Origin of the sequence: Halomonas huangheensis (assembly GCF_001431725.1) — a bacterium.
Lineage (GTDB): Bacteria > Pseudomonadota > Gammaproteobacteria > Pseudomonadales > Halomonadaceae > Halomonas > Halomonas huangheensis.
Genome location: NZ_CP013106.1, coordinates 4,259,609 through 4,281,111, shown reverse-complemented (window position 1 = coordinate 4,281,111; position 21,503 = coordinate 4,259,609). Strand labels below are relative to the sequence as shown.

The window sequence follows — 21,503 nt, the reverse complement described above, 5'->3', positions numbered from 1 at the left end:
ATCATGGCAAGGAAGAATCCACACGTTGATGCAGTGCTGGTGGGACTGGGCTGGACCAATTCCATCATGGGTATGGAACTGACCGATGCCGGGCTCAATGTTCTGGCACTGGAGCGCGGCAAGGATCAGGACACCGTCCCGGATTTTGCCTACCCGAAGATGGCGGATGAACTGACCTATGCTGTGCGCTACAAGATGATGCAGCGCCCTGCGCAAAGCACCTTGACCGTGCGCCATGGTGTCAATGATACGGCTCTTCCGTATCGCAGCCTTGGCTCGTTTCTGCCCGGCAATGGGGTCGGTGGTGCGGGTACCCACTGGAATGGCCACACCTGGCGTCCCCAGCCCCAGGAACTGCGCCTGAAAAGCTATGTGGAGGAGAGCTTCGGTAGCGACATCATTCCTGAAGAGATGACCATTCAGGACTTCGGTGTCAGCTATGACGAACTCGAGCCACATTTCGATTTCTTCGAAAAGGTGCTCGGGCTTGCCGGCAAGGCCGGGAATATCAATGGCGAAATTCAGGAGGGCGGCAACCCCTTTGAAGGCTGGCGCTCCAGTGAATATCCAATGCCACCGTTGGCACGCACCTACAATGATGTGCTGTTTGCCGACGTGGCACGTGATCAGGGACTTCATCCCTTCCCGCTGCCGGCGGCCAATGCCTCAGAGGCCTATACCAACCCTTATGGCATGCAGTTGGGTCCCTGTAACTTCTGTGGCTTCTGCGAGCGTTTCGGTTGCATCAACTATTCCAAATCGTCGCCGCAGACCTGTGTGCTGGGTGCGCTCAAGCAGCGCAGCAACTTTTCCTATCGTGCCAACTGCGAGGTTCTCAAGGTCAATCTCGACAGTGATGGCAAGCGTGCCACTGGCGTGACTTACGTCGATGAGAATGGTGAAGAGGTCTTTCAGCCTGCCGATCTGGTTGTCCTTGGCGCCTATGGGTTGCACAACGTCCATCTGATGCTGCTCTCCGGCATCGGCAAACCCTATGACCCCATCAGCGGTACAGGGGTTGTCGGCAAGAACTATGCCTATCAGATGAACGGTGGTGCGACCTTGTTCTTCCGCGACAAGGAGTTCAACCCCTTCATCGGTGCTGGCGCCAATGCCACCACCGTGAATGACTATGGCGTCGAGCAGATCGACTTCGGCCAGCAGGGCTTCATCGGTGGTTCCTATCTCAGTGCCGCGATGACCAATGGTCAGCCAATCCGCAATATGCCGCTGCCGAGTGGTGCTCCCGGTTGGGGCGCTGGCTGGAAGCAGGCGGTGCAGGACAATTATGGCCATGCGATGTCGATCGGCTCGCATGGCAGCAACATGTCCTATCGCGACTGTTACCTGGATCTGGACCCGACCTATACCGACCCTCATGGCCGGCCCCTGATGCGCATGACCTTCAACTGGAAGGACAATGACGTGCGCATGACCCAGTTCATGAAGCAGAAGATCGAGACCCTGACCAAGGCGCTGGGGCCGGACGATTACCGACTGTCGTTCAAGGATTTCGACTCGCAATACGACGTCCGTCCCTACCAGACCACTCACAATGTTGGTGGTGCCATCATGGGGACCGACCCATCCTCCAGTGCGCTGAATCGCTACCTGCAGAGCTGGGACGTCGACAATGTCTTTGTCATGGGTGCCAGTGCGTTTCCTCAGAACCTTCAGTACAACCCGACCGGATTGGTTGGAGCCCTGACCTATTGGGCTGCCAAGGCGATACGCGAGCAATATCTGCCGAACCCCGGCCCGTTGGTTCAAGCTTGAGGAGCGCGATGATGATCTATCGAAATCAACTGATCACCCTTGCCGCATGCGGCACGATGTTGTTCAGCGCCAACAGCATGGCAGCCGCGGATGACGCCCAACTGGCTCGTGGTGAGTACCTGGCCCGCGCTGGGGACTGTGTGGCTTGTCATACCGCCCCCGGCGGCAAGGACTTTGCTGGTGGTTTACCCCTCGAGAGTCCGCTCGGTGTGATCTATTCGACCAATATAACTCCGGATCTGAAGCACGGTATTGGTGCCTATTCGCGTGATGACTTTGCCAGCGCGCTGCGTGAAGGTATTCGCGCCGATGGGGCCAAACTGTATCCGGCAATGCCCTATCCGTCCTATGCCAATGTCACCGACGAGGACATCGACGCTCTCTACGCATACTTCATGGAGGGCGTGGAAGCGGACGATAGTCAACCGCCCGAGAATGATGTCGGCTTCCCCTACAATCAGCGCTGGGGTATCACGGCCTGGAACTGGATGTTTGCCGATGGTGAGCTGTTCCAGCCCGACCCCGAGCAGAGTGATGCCGCCAATCGCGGTGCCTATCTGGTCCAGGGGTTGGCGCACTGTGGTAGCTGCCATACGCCGCGTGGCCTGCTGTTCCAGGAGAAGGCACTGGACAGCAGTGAGGGCGATTACCTCAGCGGTGAGGTGCTCGGTGGCTGGCTTGCGCCGAACATCCGCGCTGGCGGTGAAGGTGGGCATGGTCTGCAGAGCTGGAGTGAGCAGGACATCGTCGATTATCTGGCGACAGGACGTAACGACCACAATGCGGTGGTCGGAGAGATGTCCTCGGTGATTGCCCACAGTACGTCACACCTCAACGAGGACGACCTGCTGTCCATTGCCGCTTACCTCCAGGCGTTGCCTCGCGAGGCCGATGAGGATCGGCAGTCTGCATCGAGCCCCGAGGATACCGAAGCCCTGTTGACCTCTGCCGAGCTCGGTGATGACCTGGGAGCCCGGCTGTATCTGGACAACTGCAATGCCTGTCATCTTGCCAATGGTCGCGGCGCTCCACAGGTCTTTCCCTCGCTGGTCGACAACAGCCTGGTCAATGCCGAAGACCCCACCGGTCTGATCCACGTGATACTTGCCGGTGCTCGCCTTCCATCGACGCCGAACAAACCCGAGGAGTTGGCGATGCCTGATTTCGGCTGGCGTCTCTCGGATGACGAAGCCGCTGAGCTGGCAACCTTTGTGCGCAGTGCCTGGGGGAACCACGGCAGCACGGTTGCCGCGGATCAAGTATCCGAGGTCCGTAGTGAGTTACCTGAAGATCGCATCACCAGCGAACCGGTGATTGAAGACTAGCCACAACTGGCGATACACCGCGGAATACAGGAGGCCCTGTGGAGAAATCCGCGGGGCTTTTTGCTTCCTTTTGGCAGCGGGCACGATCCATGCGAGTTTCAAGGCTTTGCTACCGGGACATCAGGAGGAAATGGATGGGCGGTAAGAGTACTTCCTGCCGTTCGACCTATGGGGGCGTGAGGGTGCTGGTATCCCATGAAATACCTGGAGAATGAGTGACCACCAGGTAGAGTGTATTGTGCATGCTATTGGCATCATCAAGCGCTATCGCCGGAATTTTCCTACACTGGTTGCAGAGATTTCTTGTAGGAGTGCGGTGTTAGAGCCGTAATACTACTCCAGCCGCTGGGTGCACCGCGCCTCGTAGATTGAATTCGTTACTTGTCCTCCGCCTCACAAGGTCCGATCAGGCTTCGGTCCCCACTGGTTTCATGGAATATGCCTACTTACGTGCAGTGTCGGCATAACGACCGAAAGGAGAGTTGAAGGTGGCACTAGCCAAGACCAGAGTAGTCATTGTTGATGATCACCCCGTTATTCGTATGGCGCTGAACGCTTTGCTGTCTTCCAATGGCATGGACGTTGTTGGCGAAGCCGACAATGGCGTTGAGGCCATCCAGTTGATCAAGCAACACAAACCAAATGTGGTCGTACTGGATATCAATATTCCACGTCTCGATGGTATGACGGTCATTTCACGTATACGTGTACTGCCAACAGCACCGGATATTCTGGTTTTTACGTCGATGGCCGCTCCGGTGTATAGCCGTCGCTGCCGGCTGGCGGGAGCATCGGGCTTTATCAGCAAAGAGCAGGATATGACCGCAGTGCTCAATGGTGTCAGGAACATTCTCGATGGCTATCAGCACTTTCCCAAGGAATCCACAGGTTCAATGGATGGAGAGATTGGCAACAAGTCCGATGATCCGGTAATGACGCTGTCAGAACGTGAGTTGGCCGTATTCAGTCAGCTGGCAATGGGGCGCTCCAACAAGGAAATTTCCGAACAGCTGTTGATCAGCAACAAGACGGTCAGTACCTACAAGACGCGGATTTATCAGAAGCTCGATGTGAACAATGTTGCAGAGCTGATCGAACTGGCGCGGCGTAACGCAATTATATGATCGTCTCTCGCTTTGCCAGATCGCTCACCTTCATCAGTCTGATATTGCTGTTGATGGTGTCCGTTGCCCCGGCGCTGGCCGAAAGCGATCAGGGAACACCGTTGGAATTGTTGGCAAGAACTCATGAGCGCCAGCGCCTTGACCTCTTTTCCGTGGAGGAGCAGGCTCGAATTCGTCAGCTTGAGACCCTTCGCGTAGGGGTCTTCCTATCCTCGTACTCTCCTTTCGAGGTGGTTTCTGATGGCACCGTACTCGAAGGTATTACTGCCGATATGCTTGGCATCATATCGGGGTTTACTGGACTTGATGTCGAAGTCATCCAATATTCAGAACAGGCTCAAGCTATTACGGCACTGAAGCAAGGTGAAATTGATGCCATTGCGACTCTGCCGGTCAACACCCGGACCGGGGAAGGGATGATATATACACGCCCTTATCTCAGTTCCGGCCTGGCGCTGGTGAGGCGGATTTCCACTACGGAGTCTGATGATCTGGTCACTGGTTACGACAAACTCAATGAGCCATGGCTGGAGAGCGACGGCGTCCGCAGAGTGGTGTCGGGCACAGAATTGCGTCGATTTGGATCGACGCTGGATGCTATCTCGAGTTTGATCTTTGACAACGTTGACAATGTGGTAACGGATTCGGTATCCGCTCAGTATGTGATCAATCAGTTTTACCCCAACGATGCACGTATTGTCAGTTTGATTGATGAGTCGATTGATATCGGTATCGGTGTGTCATCAGATAGCCTACTACTGAAGTCGGTACTGGATAAAGCGATCAGCGCTATCGCCCCTGATGTTGTCAATGCGGTTGTGGATCGTTGGGGAGGTGGCGGCGTGGTGTCTCGTGGTCGGCTAGAGCTTTCTCCCGAATTGCAGCAATGGGTGAAGAACCGACCTGTGATCAGGGTTGCGGTCAACGAGGAGTTGGCACCTTATTCCTATTATGATATCGAGCAACGTTATGTCGGCATTACCTCGGATGTGCTATCGCGTCTTTCGGCGCTTACTGGCCTTGAGTTTGATGTCGTACCTTTTTCGAAAATTCAGGAAGCGATTCGTGCCCTTCAAGATGGTGAGGTCGATATGCTGGCAGACTTTGCGGCTACTCCAAGCCGCAGAGAGCAGTATTTGTTTTCACGTCCTTATTTGATCACGCCTTTTGCAGTCATAGCCAATGGTGCTGATAAGGATGTTAATGTATCCGATCTTAATGGCATGAATATTGCGCTACCGCGTGGACATGCACTTATTCCTTCCTTGACGCTCGAGTTTCCAAACGCCAGGTTTGTTGAGCTTGAAGATGTCTGGTCGACTTATCAGAAAGTGGATCGTGGTGGTGCTGATGTCGCCATCCAGCCTTATCGCAGTGCACATTATTTTCTGCTGCGTCAGCAGAGTTCGAGTCTTCATATTGTTGGCGTATTGCCGAATCGATTTGCCCGGATGTCCTTTGCTACTTTGCAAGGTGATACCGCCCTGGTGGATATCCTGAATACAGCGCTTGCCAGTATCCGTCCAGAGGAATTGGCCAGCATGGAGAATCGCTGGCGAACCAATCCAGTGATAAGCGTGCCAGGATGGCAGGCATATCGCACCATTATTCTCGGCGTGATATTGGTGTCATTGTTGGTGGTGATACTCTTCTTTGCGTGGAACTTTTTCCTGCGCAAGGAAATATCCAAGCGTAAACGTGTAGAAGAAGAGCTTTACGATCAAGTTGAATTCATGACAGCGATGATCGATGGTACACCTCATCCTATTTATGTCAGGGATACGCAGGGAAAACTACTTCGCTGCAACAATAGCTATCTTGCGGATCTTGGCCTGACCGAGAGTGAGGCAATGAATTGCAAGCTTGGCGAACTGCCGGGAATCGATCCGAATGTTGTGGACTCATTGCTGCACGACTACGACACCGTGATAGCAACTCAACAACCAAAAATCGGCGACCGAGTCATTGGCGCTCGAGGCCGATCAGTGACGGTCTATCACTGGATTATTCCGCTACGTGGTCATGCTGGCGATGTGCGTGGTGTTATCGGTGGTTGGATCGATGTCAGTGAGCGTTATCGCCTGATGAATGAACTGAAGGAGGCGATGCAAATAGCGGAGTCGGCGAGTCAATACAAGAGCCGTTTCCTGGCGACCATGAGTCACGAGATACGGACTTTGCTCAACGCCATTATCGGTATGCTGGAACTGGCACTGGATCGGGGGCGGAAAGGTGAGTTTGATGAGCAGGCGCTGGATATTTCGTATCAGTCCTCACAGGATTTGCTCGAACTGATCGGCTATGTACTGGACTTCTCCAAGATAGAGGCCGGGCGTCTCGATCTCAAGCCGACCAGGGTAGACCCGGTTGCACTTTGCGAATCAGTGGTAGGTATCTTCCATCCGTTGGCGATCGAGAAGGGCATCATACTTGAGTTGGAGGTCGAGGCCCGCAAGCGTTATGACGTCTTCGTTGATCCCAACCGTCTCAAGCAGGTAGTTTCCAACCTGGTCAGCAACGCCATCAAGTTCACCTCCGAAGGTTTCGTGCGTGTCGTCCTGAGCATGACCGATGCGGTCGATGGAATGACGGAGCTCAGTATTGTCGTCGAGGACAGTGGTTGTGGTATCGCCGAGCAGGACATGGGTCGAATCTTTCAACCCTTCTCCCAGTTGTCGTCAGGCATCAACGGCACCGGCCTGGGGTTGGTGATCTGTCAAGGGTTGGTTGACCAGATGAAAGGCCAGTTGACTCTAACCAGTGAAGAACACGTTGGTACAAGAGTCGCTATTGGTTTTATCCTCAAGGCCATCGACTGGCCATTGCAGATACCCGCGTATATCGATACCGGTGAGATGGAGTCGTCGCCATTGCCGACACTCAATATACTGGTGGTCGACGACCATCCGGCAAATAGGATATTGATCTCACAGCAGTTTAAACAGCTGGATCAGAAGGTTACTGTGACCAGCAGTGGTGCCGAGGCATTGAAGATTTGGGAAGCTGATTGCTATGAGTTGGTAATTACCGACTGCAATATGCCGGGAATGACCGGGTATGAGTTGGCTAGAAAGATGCGCGAGCGTGAAAAGGCCAAGGGTGGGCCCTATTCGAAGATATTTGCCTTGACGGCCAATGCCATGGTCGAGGAAAAGGAACGCTGCCTGGAAAGTGGTATGGATGGCTGCTTATATAAGCCCATCAGCATACAGGAGTTGCGTGAGTTGCTGGAAACTGTTCAATCCATGCAACAGATAGTGTGTCGCCTCAGCCAGATAAAGACTGTTGATATATGCTCAGTATGCAAGACGCTGGGGGTCAATCCAAGAACGGTGATGCAGATGCTGGAGAAGCTCTATTTCACTAACGCTGAAGATATCGAGCAGCTACATCTAGCCTTTGAACGACAGGATCTTTCTCACCAGGCTGACCTGGCACACAAGATAAAAGGCGGCGCACGTATTATACATGCTGACCCAGTAGTTGAGGCCTGTGTACATTTAGAGCAATATCTGGATCGTCAGCAGAATGATATCCAATTGAAGCAGGCACAACAGGAGTTGCTGGAAGAGCTTGCTATCCTCCAGGAACAGCTCAAGTCTCACGCCTTGCCAGTCGACGAGTAAGGCATTGGGGGCCGGGCCCTCACACTTCTGCCAGCACGCCCGGTAGCTGGCCAATCTCCTATCTTTCCTTCGACCGCCTTGGTGGCATAGCTGAGGTGGAGTCCAGGTCTATCCGTTAGTCGCTCGCCGATGGCGCGACGTCTGCACAACCTGGTATCTGACGACATCTGTAATCAGGCAATTGGATGCTCTTGTTGTTTTCACGCATTCGCGCCATGCGCGCAATGGGAATTTTCCTACGCTGCGACGAGATGTAATCCTGGAGGCCCGGCCGCAGGACGCAGGTAGTATCCGATGCCTGAGTGAATGCCTGCCGACTATGGATGGAGCGTTTGGCGTTCGGAATGTCGTCAAGGAGCATTGTGCGCTCCACACAAGTTGAGTAAATAAATTCATGAATCATTTCTATCGTCTGATTTGGAATACTTCTCTTGGGTGCTGGAGTGCTGCAGGGGAAAACTCGCGCCGCCACGGCAAGACTGGTCGTGCATTGATCGGTGCCGGTTCGGCGCTGGCTCTTTCATTGTCGGGCAACGCCTGGTCTGCCGAACTGGTGGATTTCAATCCTCATGATAATGATCACCAGGTTGGCGTCATCACCATTTCCGGTGGGGCGTCGGATATCTTGAGCGGAACTGCCTCGCAGTTTTCCCGGGGGGAGAGCCCGGCAGGCACATCCATTTCACTGGGTGAGCTGGAGGCAAATGGACAGGTGGTTGATGGGACCGTTGGTGACAAGAGGAATCTGTCGCAGGGTGCGAAGACGACCGTTACGGTACTGGACCCGATTACCGGCTCGAACCGGGTGGTTGAGGTCTACGACTCGGCAAACTTTACTGAAAGACTTGCTGCAGATAGCCGGGTCACGACCTATACCGATGTCGGCGATGCGATGTACATCGATGCTCGGGCCGGGGCGGTGGACAGTAGCGGTGGCACCTTGACGGTTGAACTGGGCGATGCAACGGCCAGGCCTGGTGCGTCGTCGAACAAGCTCCAGATCAACGCCAAACAGACGTCACTGTTCCATGCCGATGGAACCGGAAGCGAGTCCTCCAGCATCATCTGGAACTCTCGCAATCAAGTCTCGTTCGGCACGATCCTGGTCACGCCGGAGAGTGCTCTCGAACCCCAGCAGAAAGCCATTGGCTCCACTGAATACACGGGCGCTTTTACCGCATTCGATGGCAGCCAGCATACGGTCAACTCGGTTGATGACCTTCGGGGTTACAACGACTGGCTGGTGACTCAGCTGCAGGCTGGAAAGCTGGATGAGCAGGGCTATTCACAGGCATTCAGCCAAGCCTACAGCACCACCTATTCAAACATAACGATCGATCTCAACCAGGGCACCGGTGCCGATAATGAGGCACTTTTGAGCCAGGGGACCAATGCATTGATCCACGCAGTGGGAGCCAATGCGAGCGGTGTCATCAGCAGTGATGGCGATATCTCCGCGACGGGTAGCGGATTCGGCAATGGCGGAAGCGTCATGCTGGCGGAGGGCGGTGCCAGTATCCGCAATGAAGGTAGCCTTTCACTGACGAATGGCGCACGCGGCATGTCGGCGACTGGAGATGGCAGCACTGCGCTCAACAGCGGGGTCATGAATCAGTTTTCCGGGATCGGTGCCACCATCGAGGATGGTGCGTCATTTTCCAATACTGGCATCATGAATCTCTCTTCAGGTACTGGCGTCATCGTCCGCTCCACAACGGGGGAGGCAGAGACTACTGAAGGTGCTTCCGGTGTCAATAGCGGCATCATCAATGTCTACAACCGTGGGACGGCGGCATCTGTCTCGGGAGCTTCCAGCTTCACCAATGAGGCGGGAGCAGAGATCTACCTCGGACGTCAGTCGCTGCTCGATGTCAGCGCGCCGGAGGAGGTGGAGGATGTTGCGACCTCGCTCTCGCGAGGCTTGTCGTCGACCCGTGGTGGCAGTGTCATCAATGATGGCACCATCACTCTGGGCTCAATGACCGAAGGCAGTACGGGTATCTGGGTTGGCGCGATTAACACGACGGATGTTCCTGGTGAGGCCACCAATAATGGCATTATCGACATCAATGGCCGAGCGGGTGATGCTCCGCTGATGAATGTCGGTATTCGTGCAGAAAACACCAGGGATATGCAGGTTACCAACAGCGACAGTGGTGAGGTCAACGTCAATGGTGTCAATGGCGTTGGCCTGATGGCTCTTGATAAAGGTGCTGGTGCAACCATCGTTTCCACCGGCGAGGTCAATGTCAATGGTGCGGTGGATCCGGTCTCCGGGGTTCGCAACTTCGGTGCCTGGGCCGAGGGGACCAATGCCGATATCCAGTTCAATGGCGGCTCGGTGAACCTTGTCGGTGATGGCGCCATCGGTGTACATGCCCGTGATAAGGGCAACATCCTGGTCGATGGCGGTGCCATCACTTTTGCCGGTGGTAGTGACCAGATCGGTTACTTTGCTTATGGCAAGGGTTCGGCGATTGATATCACGGCAGCCAGTACCACTGGGCTGGATGTCTCGACCCGGAATTCCACACTGTTCCGCATCGAGGATGGCGCAACCATTACCACCGCTGGCGGTGAGCTGATCGCTTCCGGTGACGGCTCAACTGCGCTGCAGGTCACCGGCGAAGGTTCTGTGGCCAACCTGGATACGCTCAATATCAGCGTGTCAGGCCAGGACGCAACGGCGCTCAAGGTTGAGGGGGGCGCCAGTGGTTCGATGAGTGGCAACGCCAGTCTGACCCTGAATGATGGCAGTGTGGCGGTGGTGGTCGATGACACCAAGTACGACCTCACCGGCGCAGCAGTCGGCAGCGGTGACTCGGTATTCACCAACACTGGCGCCATCAATGTGGCGGACGCTCAGGACGTGACGCTGTTCCGGGTCAAGAACGGTGCAGAATTGATCAACTCCGGCAATATCGATCTGGCCGATGGTACTGCTGTGGAACTGAGCGGTGCCGGTTCACAGATGAAGCCCAATGCCAGTGGTGTGGCAGGTACCATCACCGTACACGATGGTGTTGCTGGTATTCATGTGATGGATGGCGCGACCCTCGATACTTCCAACGATATTACTGTCGATGGCGGCGCATCCGGTGTACTGATCGCTGCCGATGCCGGCGAAGTGGTCATCAACTCGGATGCACATATCACTGGACTGGGTTCCGGCTATGGCAACCTGATAACCAGCCAGGCGGCACAGGCCACCACGCTGGTCGATGGTGCCGTGCTGGAGATGAAGGGCTCCGGTGCAGCGATCCTCTCGGAGAGCAATCTGAATCAGGCATCCCATGGTCAGGTTCTGGTTTCCAGCGAGGTAGGTGGCAAGGGTATCTCGCTGTCCAATGCCGATGGTTCGGTCTCTGATGGCAGCCTGAGCGTTGGTGATGGCTGGGATATCGACGTGACTGGTAACGGTGCAGGCCTTTATGCCAATACCACCGGCAATCTGACGGTGGATACCGCCATCGACGTTTCCGGTACCGGTAATGCTGTGCTCGCGGATGCTGCGGGTAACGTGCTGGTCGACACTGGTGCAGTGCTGAGAGCCACCAATGCCGATGCGGTGCTGGTGCAGGGCAACATCGATCAACTGATCAACCGGGGGCAGATCGTCTCTGCCGACAGTAGTGCCACTGCGGTGCAACTGGGCGATGGCGACAACTCCTTCATCAACACCGCTGACGGTAGCGTGACGGGTGTGGTTAACCTGGGGGCAGGCAACGATACGGCCTTGCTGGCAGGCAACAGCTTCGTCGACCACCTTGCTGGGGGAGCTGGCGACGACAGCGTAACCGTGCAGGGCGACAGCAGCCGCTATACGCAACTGGACGGTGGTGCGGGTACCAACCAACTGGTGTTCGACCACGTTACCCAGGCACAGGCCACAGCTGACAATGTCGATAGCTTCGTCAATTTCCAGCAGATCAACCTGAGCAACGGCACGGTCATGGAGCTGCAGCGTGATCTGTGGGCGACTGCTCCGGTAAATCTGATGGCAGCGACGGGGACTGGCAATACGCTGAACATTGATTCGACCAGCACGCTGAATGTGTCCGGCTCCCAGACGCTGTCGGGTGACTTGAACACCAACGGTCGAGTCAATATCGGCTCCGACGGTCCGTCCTGGGGCAATACCTTCACCATCGACGGTAACCTGAGCGGCGCCGGTGAGTTTGGCATGCAGACCGACCTCGCTTCCGAACATGGTGATCTGCTGGATGTGCGGGGCACTGCATCCGGGGATCATACGTTGGTTATCGCCGACAGCGGTGTCGAACCGGCATTCGGTGGTGGTGAGCTGAAGGTGGTGGGAACTACAGGTGGTGACGGGCAGTTTGCTCTGCTGGGCGGCCATGTCGATGCTGGTGCCTATCGCTATAGCCTGGAGCAGCGTGATACCGACTGGTACCTGGCAAGCCCCGTACGTGACCTGCCGGACCCGATTGATCCGCCGTTGGTTGACCCTGTTGACCCGACGCCGGTTGACCCTGTTGATCCGACGCCGGTCGACCCCGTTGACCCGACACCGGTTGATCCTGTTGACCCGACGCCGGTTGACCCTGTTGATCCGACGCCGGTTGACCCTGTTGATCCGACACCGGTTGACCCTGTTGATCCGACACCGGTTGTTCCTGTTGATCCGACGCCGGACGATTACAGTGATGGCACCAATATGGCCATCGGTAATCAGACCGCTCTCGGCACTCTGGCCAATGCCGGCATGGATACGCTGGTTGAGCGCCTCGGTGACGTGCGCATGGGCAAGGAGAATGGCGGTATCTGGGTGCGTGGCATGGCCCGTGAGAACAACATCTCCACCGATACCAGCCGTGCCTTCGACCAGGATATCCAGGGGCTGCAGTTCGGCGCCGACAAGGCGATTCATCGGGAAGGGGGAAGCTGGCTGCTGGGTGGCATGGTCGGTCAGTCACGCTCCGACAACAGCTTCGATGGTGGCGCGAGCAGTGATATCGACAGCGTCGATGGCGGCCTCTATGGCACCTGGGTGGGCGATGATGGCTTCTACTATGACGCGGTTGTCACGATGAGTGACTACGACGTTGACAGTGAGCACGTGACCAACGTCGGCGACAAGGTGAATGGTTCGTACGACACCTATGGCTTCGGTGCCAGCATCGAGACCGGCAAGCGCTATGACTACGATGATGGCTGGTATGTCGAGCCTCAGGCACAACTGCGCATGTTCCAGATCCAGGGCGAGAGCTACACCCAGGACGATGGTCTGCACGTCGAGAACGATGACATCACCAGCATCCAGAGCCGCTTCGGTGTTCTGGGTGGCCGTAGCTTCCAGCTGCAGAACGGAACGCCGATGAGTGTCTACGCCAAGGCGTCATATATCACCGAGCACGATGGCGACAGCACCACGACGGTCAATGGTCATGACTTCGATGTCGAGCTGCCGGGCAGCTGGCTGGAAGTAGGGGCTGGCCTCAACGTCAAGGTGACGGACAGCTCGAAGATCTTCATGGATGTCGAGTATGCCGATGGTGATGATATCGAGTCTCCCTGGGGCGCGACGATCGGTTACCGCTTCAACTGGTAATTCGGTGACAGTATGGTCGTCCTTCGGCTCGGGCATGGGGTCGAAGGAGCCGAAAATATCGTAACGAAAAGCAGCCACTTCGATAGAAATATCGGAGTGGCTTTTTGTTTTATCGGGTTGTAGCTGTTTATTTTTGTGATTATTGATAGTTTTTTCGTGGGCATGCTTCTGGAATTATCCTGCCTTCAGTTATTAACCAGCTATTTATGATGAGTTTTTATAGGACTTTTCCTACAGGAAGGCGGGCTGTCTTCTCAATGGCCTGGTAGCGCGATTTAGGTAGCATTCGGCAACTGAGTGAATGCCTGCCAACTATGGATGGAGCGTCTGGCGTTCGGAATGCCGTCAAGGAGCATTACGCGCTCCACACAAGTTGAGTAAATAAATTCATGAATCATTTCTATCGTCTGATTTGGAACACTTCTCTCGGATGCTGGAGTGCTGCAGGGGAAAACTCGCGCCGCCACGGCAAGACTGGTCGTGCATTGATCGGTGCCGGTTCGGCGCTGGCTCTTTCATTGTCGGGCAACGCCTGGTCTGCCGAACTGGTGGACTTCAATCCTTATGATAATGATCACCAGGCGGGCGCGGTGATCATTTCCGGCGGCAGCTCTGACACACTAACCGGTAGTGCTTCGCAGTTTGCCACCGGGAAACAGCCAGGATACAGCACGACGTATGGCGCGTTGGAAGACGCGGGCATGCTGGCGGAAGGTAGCGCCTCGGTCAAGGACAGTTATCGTCTGAATCTGGGTGGTCAGGTGGGGGTTGCGGCACCGGATCCGATTACCGGTGGCAACAGCATTATTGCGGTCTATGACTCTTCCAGTATCAATGAGTCATCCTATGCCGACAGTTATATTGTGGGCTACAAGGATGTCGGCGACGCAATGTATATTGATGCCCGCGTAGGTACCGTTGACAGTACCGGTGGTACCCTGAACGTCGATATCGGTGATGCAGGGCAGAGCGTTTCCTCCGCAGACAATTCCATTGATATACGAGCCAAGCAGACGGCACTCTTCCATGCCGACGGCTCTGGTGATGCTGCCTCTACGGTGGTCTGGAATTCGCGCAACAGTGTGGACTTCGGTGGTGTGCTTCAAGCGCCTGCCGATAGTGTCGTGAATCGTACACTCTATACACCAGTCTATGCCGGTACCATTACCGCCTTCGATGGCAGCTCTCATACGGTTGACTCGGTAGAAGGCCTGCGCTCCTGGAATGACTGGCTGGTTCAGCAGGTGCAGGCAGGAAATCTCTCCAGTAGCGACTATCAGAAGGAATTCGGGCGCGCCTACAGCACCGAAACACGGAGCGTATCCTTTGATTTCGGCCTCACCGATGATGGAGCTGATGAAGGTTATATCGAGAATAAAAACAATGCAGTCATCTATGCTTCCGGGGCCAATGCTACCGGGAGAGTTGCGGAAGGCGCTCAGATCGATGCCCGGATGGCAGGCCTGGATTCCAGCAATGGCAGCGCCGTCATGCGTGCCGATAGCGGTGCCACCATCATCAATGATGGTATGATGGCGTCACTGAGTTTAGCCGTGAACATGATGGTAAGTGATGAAGGAAGTGAGGGCATCAACAATGGTGTGATGTCGGCAGGCTTCGTTCATGGCGATGGGTTGCCGGATACGGCTCAGCCGACGCAGGTTTCCGATTTTGCTCCCTTCTACACTGAAGCACGCAGTGTATATGTCAATAATGGGGGGAGTTTCACCAATAATGGCATCATGAATGTCGCAGCATCCAACAATCCCGGCACCACACGCCAGGGATTCGGCATCATCGTCCAGCATGATGGCTCCAGCGCAGTCAATAATGGCATCATCAATGTCGGTATCAACAATGATGGCAGCAATCCCAATGGCAGTGTGGGCGTCAGTGCCTATGGTGGTGCCAGCTTCATCAATGAGGTGGATGGCGAGATCTATCTGGGGCGCGCGGCGCAGTACAACGTGGATGCGCCAGAAAGCGTGGCCGACACCCACCCGAACACTGTGCTGTGGGGCATTCGCGCCGGTAGCAACAGTAATGTCGAGAACAAGGGCACCATTACCCTGGGGACCGGTGTCGAGAACGCTCAGGCGATCTCTGCCGGCTACAATAATGAAACGGTTGCGGTTACCAACAGCGGCACCATCAATATCAATGGTCAGGCCAACGATGCGCCGCTGCTCAATGTCGGCATCTATGCCGGGAATGCGAACACGACCCGAATCACCAACACCGGTGAGATCAACCTCAACGGGGTCAATGCCGTTGGCCTGATGGCGGTCGGCAAGGGTACGCCCTCGACGATTACCTCAGTCGGCACCATCAACATCAATGGTGCGGCGGATCCGGTCTCCGGTACCCGTAACTTCGGGGCATGGGCCGAGGGCAATGGTGGCCAGGTCAATATCAATGGCGGTGCGATCAATCTGGCCGGTGATGGGGCCATCGGTGTGCATGCGCGAGACCAGGGCCACATCAAAGTCGGTGGTGGCGAGGTCAACTTCGAGAGCGGTACCAACCAGATCGGCTACTTCGCCTATGGCGATGGCTCCTCCATCGATATCTCGACAGGGGTGACCGGTGCGGTACTGGATGTCTCGACCGAGGATTCCACGCTGTTCCGCATCGAGGATGGCGCGCAGATCATGGCCGATGGCACCAGTCTGGTGGCTTCCGGTGCGGGCTCTACGGCGTTGCAGATCACCGGCGAAGGTTCGGTGGCCAATCTTGATGCACTGAACATCAGCGTGACTGGCCAGGATGCCACCGCGCTCAAGATCGAAGGTGGTGCGACAGGCTCCAGCAATGCCATCGGTGACAACTCCAGCCTGACATTGAATGATGGCAGTGTGGCGGTGGTGGTCGATGACACCAAGTACGACCTCACCGGCGCAGCAGTCGGCAGCGGTGACTCGGTATTCACCAACACTGGCGCCATCAATGTGGCGGACGCTCAGGACGTGACGCTGTTCCGGGTCAAGAACGGTGCAGAATTGATCAACTCCGGCAATATCGATCTGGCCGATGGTACTGCTGTGGAACTGAGCGGTGCCGGTTCACAGATGAAGCCCAATGCCAGTGGTGTGGCAGGTACCATCACCGTCCACGATGGTGTTGCTGGTATTCATGTCATGGATGGCGCGACCCTCGATACGTCCAACGATATTACTGTCGATGGCGGTGCATCCGGTGTACTGATCGCTGAAGATGCCGGTGAAGTGGTCATCAACTCTGACGCGCATATCACTGGCCTGGGTTCCGGCTATGGCAACCTGATAACCAACCAGGCGGCACAGGCCACCACGCTGGTCGACGGTGCCGTGCTGGAGATGAAGGGTTCCGGTGCAGCGATCCTCTCGGAGAGCAACCTGAACCAGGCATCACATGGTCAGATTCTGGTGTCCAGTGAGGTGGTCGGCAAGGGTATCGCGCTGTCCAATGCGGATGGCTCGGTCTCTGATGGCAGCCTGAGCGTTGGTGATGGCTGGGATATCGACGTGACTGGTAACGGTGCAGGCCTGTATGCCAATACCACCGGCAACCTGACGGTGGATACCGCCATCGACGTTTCCGGTACGGGTAATGCTGTGCTCGCGGATGCTGCGGGTAACGTGCTGGTAGACACTGGTGCAGTGCTGAGAGCCACCAATGCCGATGCGGTGCTGGTGCAGGGCAACATCGATCAACTGGTCAACCAGGGGCAGATCGTCTCCGCCGACAGTAGTGCCACTGCGGTGCAACTGGGCGATGGCGACAACTCCTTCGTCAATACCGCTGACGGTAGCGTGACGGGTGTGGTTAACCTGGGGGCAGGCAACGATACGGCCTTGCTGGCAGGCAACAGCTTCGTCGACCACCTGGCTGGGGGAGCTGGCGACGACAGCGTAACCGTGCAGGGCGACAGCAGCCGCTATACGCAACTGGACGGTGGTGCGGGTACCAACCAACTGGTGTTCGACCACGTTACCCAGGCACAGGCCACAGCTGACAATGTCGATAGCTTCGTCAATTTCCAGCAGATCAACCTGAGCAACGGCACGGTCATGGAGCTGCAGCGTGATCTGTGGGCGACTGCACCGGTAAACCTGCTGGCAGCGACGGGGACTGGCAATACGCTGAACATTGATTCGACCAGCACGCTGGATGTGTCCGGCTCCCAGACGCTGTCGGGTGACTTGAACACCAACGGTCGAGTCAATATCGGCTCCGACGGTCCGTCCTGGGGCAATACCTTCACCATCGACGGTAACCTGAGCGGCGCCGGTGAGTTTGGCATGCAGACCGACCTCGCTTCCGAACATGGTGATCTGCTGGATGTGCGGGGCACTGCATCCGGGGATCATACGTTGGTTATCGCCGACAGCGGTGTCGAGCCGGCCTTTGCCGGTGGTGAGCTGAAGGTGGTGGAAACCGCTGGCGGTGACGGTCAGTTCGGCCTGCAGGGTGGTCATGTGGATGCCGGCGCCTTCCGCTACAGCCTCGAGCAGCGCGATACCGACTGGTATCTGGCAAGCCCGGTAGCACCGCAGCCCGATCCGGTTGACCCAGTCGACCCTGTTGATCCGACACCGGTTGACCCTGTTGACCCGACGCCGGTTGACCCTGTTGATCCGACGCCGGTTGACCCTGTTGATCCGACACCGGTTGACCCTGTTGATCCGACACCGGTTGTTCCTGTTGATCCGACGCCGGACGATTACAGTGATGGCACCAATATGGCCATCGGTAATCAGACCGCTCTCGGCACTCTGGCCAATGCCGGCATGGATACGCTGGTTGAGCGCCTCGGTGACGTGCGCATGGGCAAGGAGAATGGCGGTATCTGGGTGCGTGGCATGGCCCGTGAGAACAACATCTCCACCGATACCAGCCGTGCCTTCGACCAGGATATCCAGGGGCTGCAGTTCGGCGCCGACAAGGCGATTCATCGGGAAGGGGGAAGCTGGCTGCTGGGTGGCATGGTCGGTCAGTCACGCTCCGACAACAGCTTCGATGGTGGCGCGAGCAGTGATATCGACAGCGTCGATGGCGGCCTCTATGGCACCTGGGTGGGCGATGATGGCTTCTACTATGACGCGGTTGTCACGATGAGTGACTACGACGTTGACAGTGAGCACGTGACCAACGTCGGCGACAAGGTGAATGGTTCGTACGACACCTATGGCTTCGGTGCCAGCATCGAGACCGGCAAGCGCTATGACTACGATGATGGCTGGTATGTCGAGCCTCAGGCACAACTGCGCATGTTCCAGATCCAGGGCGAGAGCTACACCCAGGACGATGGTCTGCACGTCGAGAACGATGACATCACCAGCATCCAGAGCCGCTTCGGTGTTCTGGGTGGCCGTAGCTTCCAGCTGCAGAACGGAACGCCGATGAGTGTCTACGCCAAGGCGTCATATATCACCGAGCACGATGGCGACAGCACCACGACGGTCAATGGTCATGACTTCGATGTCGAGCTGCCGGGCAGCTGGCTGGAAGTAGGGGCCGGCCTCAACGTCAAGGTGACCGACAGCTCGAAGATCTTCATGGATGTCGAGTATGCCGATGGTGATGATATCGAATCACCGTGGGGCGCGACGATCGGCTACCGCTTCAACTGGTGATTCGGCTGTAAGTCGGTTGGCCTCAGGCTCAGGTATGTAGCAAAAGACCCTCGGCTCATCGTGATCGTGAATAGCCACCGCAACAGGGATGTTGGGGTGGCTTTTTTCTAGGGTTTGGATGAGGTTCGAATTTCAGGTTGTATTCCTTGATGTGTAACAGAGATGTGATTGAAGCAGGAATAATCCTACATAAAGCTGGGATCTTATTAGTGGCTATTTATATGGATAGTGGAAAAATGAGGAGTGACTTGTCAGGAGTATCTATGTCATGTCTTTTAGCTGGCCGTATATCGAATATTTATGTTTCGGAAATATGGAGAGCAAGTTTTCTGATGCGAGGCTGATGTGATGAGTCGTAGTGGCGCGGCGAAGATATTGATTACTGGCAACCATCCCTTGGCCTGTTGGGGCCTGTCCATTTTTTTATCAAACAGGGGATACCGGGATGTCGACTGGGTAAAATGTGACAAGAACTTGAAAAAAATTATCTCATTCTCACATCCGGATATAGTTATCATGGACTCCAATGTGTCTGGTGTCGACGGGATAGACCTTATATCCAGTTTTTCTCGTCGTAAGGTACATCCGGAATTCCTGGTGTTGAGTGACTTACCTGACAAAGTACATGCCAGGCGATATCGAGTGGCAGGGGCCTCCGGTTTTGTTAGAAAGGAAGATGATATGTCCATAGTTGCTCATGCTTTAGAATCCATCTTTGATGGTTGTTTATGCTTTCCGGAATCAATCCATATGGAAGATGATGGTTGTACATCAGGAATAGATGCCATGAGTTTTCTATCGAGCAGAGAGCTATCTGTATTTGACAAGCTGGTGCTGGGCATGAAAAACAAGGAAGTTGCCGCAAGTTTACAGATGAGAGAAAAGTATGTCAGTGCATGCAAGGCAAGGGTGTACAAGAAACTTGGCGTTTCCAGCGTGGCGGAGCTGATAGAGGTGGCCAGGCAAAATGGGGTGATTTAAAAATTCATCCATAAGGATTTTTTCTATTGAGTTTTTAAAGTGGTTTTTAGTGGAAGATTCCTGATGTCTGTAACTTTATGGGGGGTGTTTTCTTTCGCGTTGATGGCGGCACATATAGATTTGACCTCCGAATGCCGTGACAAACAATCCCCTTGCTATGGGGAAGTCGGTTATGGGGAAGTCGGTTATGGGGAAGTCGGTTATGGGGAAGTCGGTTATGGGGCAGCCGGTTGTGAGGAGTTACCACTGAACTCGGTTGGGGATGTCCAGGAAATCTTGTCCAGCAATAAGTGCTTTCCCTTATACCAACGAGGAGAGGGGCCCCTGGTAACCAATGCTTGTTATCCTTCCCCTGTCATGACAGGGGAAAGTACAGGTTGTTTCTGTTCTCAGGAGGTTGGGAAATGGTCGGGGCCTGCGTTCGACTGCCAAACGAGAAGCGGGTTGGTGGAAGATATGATCTGCAGGAATAGTGAACTTTCGAGTATGGATCTGGAACTCTCTCTTCTTTATGGCGTGATGATTTCCCTCAATAACCTTGAGGACGTCAAACGAGACCAGGAGGTTTGGCAGGAATGGCGCAATAAGTGCATGTCTACCGAGTGTGTAAATAATGCATACTTGACACGCCTTGGTGAACTTGAAGAGGTAGAGAAGTCTCTTTTGAGTCTTGATTATTTTCGCAAGGATAGCCTAGTTTCCGCTCAGAAAGTTATCGAGAACTGATATATGATGCGTTTTTATAGTGTGTTGAGGTCAGTAGATAGGCATTGGCTGTCATCAAGTGTGCGCATGGTGTTTTTTCTTGGCTCAATATTGGTGCTGGCTTGGATTCTTTATTTTTTCTCAACAGGTATTTTTTCTACGATTAGTGATTTGTTTGGAAAAGTGCTAGTCGGATTGCTCGACGAGGCCCTTTAATGCTGCTCTTCATGAAAGGCCTTGTGTAGTGTCAGTGATGGGGAGTTAGCTTCCTTCGGGAAGTTACAGGTCCCGTATCATTCCTATCGCTACGCTTGGCTGCCGCCTCCCTCTTCGAGTACACGATCTACATCATTTGTCAGTAAGACGCCATCAGCACGCTGGAACTCCCACGACATCATCTACTGTGTGTACGCGATGTGGGAAATTTCCCACAAGTTAACCAGAATAATCCCATTTTTTGTGCCGTGAATCGCGTGTAACATGCGTTCTCCTGATATATATGTAAATCACTTCTGTCTTCTGGCCATAAATTGCTGAATGAGGATGTGTGCTCTCTGCTTATTGGCTGCGCTCCTCCAATTGATGTGATTGCTTTATATGATCCGTTCAAGGATTGTCGGGTTGGTTTTTTCAAGGATCTGTTTTCTGAAGCAGAAGACCATTCAGCGCCGCTTTATGACGTTTCTGGAGTTGTCCATGGCGCTTTGCAAAGTAACCATTACTGGTGGCACATGAAAAAAGTTATAGGCGGTGTTGAAGACCGTACTTTTCGCGGCGGA

At 54.9% G+C, this 21,503-nt stretch carries 8 protein-coding genes; all 8 read left to right on the top strand.

What is annotated here, in order from left to right; all coding sequences use genetic code 11:
- The first annotated feature begins 3 nt into the window (after positions 1-3).
- The 8 genes from AR456_RS18405 to AR456_RS21360 all read left to right on the top strand — a co-directional run bounded on the left by AR456_RS18405 (position 4) and on the right by AR456_RS21360 (position 20,745).
- Positions 4-1,776, top strand: a complete 1,773-nt coding sequence (locus AR456_RS18405) for a GMC family oxidoreductase (RefSeq protein WP_021817839.1) — start codon at positions 4-6, stop codon at positions 1,774-1,776.
- Positions 1,777-1,784: 8 nt separating this feature from the next.
- Positions 1,785-3,101 carry a cytochrome c gene (locus AR456_RS18400; protein ID WP_236995521.1) on the top strand — a complete coding sequence of 439 codons (1,317 nt, stop codon included), beginning with the start codon at positions 1,785-1,787 and terminating at the stop codon, positions 3,099-3,101.
- Positions 3,102-3,589: 488 nt separating this feature from the next.
- Complete coding sequence (locus tag AR456_RS18395) at positions 3,590-4,225, top strand: response regulator transcription factor (protein WP_021817841.1); 636 nt, start codon at positions 3,590-3,592, stop codon at positions 4,223-4,225.
- Complete coding sequence (locus tag AR456_RS18390) at positions 4,222-7,851, top strand: transporter substrate-binding domain-containing protein (protein ID WP_021817842.1); 3,630 nt, start codon at positions 4,222-4,224, stop codon at positions 7,849-7,851. The genes AR456_RS18395 and AR456_RS18390 overlap by 4 nt, the downstream gene beginning before the upstream one ends.
- A 394-nt stretch (positions 7,852-8,245) precedes the next feature.
- Entirely contained in the window at positions 8,246-13,423 is a 5,178-nt protein-coding gene (locus AR456_RS18380) for an autotransporter outer membrane beta-barrel domain-containing protein (RefSeq protein WP_021817844.1), read from the top strand.
- Positions 13,424-13,812: 389 nt separating this feature from the next.
- Positions 13,813-19,038: an autotransporter outer membrane beta-barrel domain-containing protein gene (locus tag AR456_RS18375; protein ID WP_056933020.1), complete on the top strand. Its 5,226-nt coding sequence runs from the start codon at positions 13,813-13,815 to the stop codon at positions 19,036-19,038.
- A 348-nt stretch (positions 19,039-19,386) separates the two neighbouring features.
- On the top strand, positions 19,387-20,019 hold the full coding sequence (locus AR456_RS21175; protein ID WP_021817847.1) for a response regulator transcription factor: 633 nt from the start codon (positions 19,387-19,389) through the stop codon (positions 20,017-20,019).
- A 63-nt stretch (positions 20,020-20,082) separates the two neighbouring features.
- Positions 20,083-20,745: a lysozyme inhibitor LprI family protein gene (locus AR456_RS21360; RefSeq protein ID WP_021817848.1), complete on the top strand. Its 663-nt coding sequence runs from the start codon at positions 20,083-20,085 to the stop codon at positions 20,743-20,745.
- The last annotated feature ends 758 nt before the right edge of the window (positions 20,746-21,503 follow it).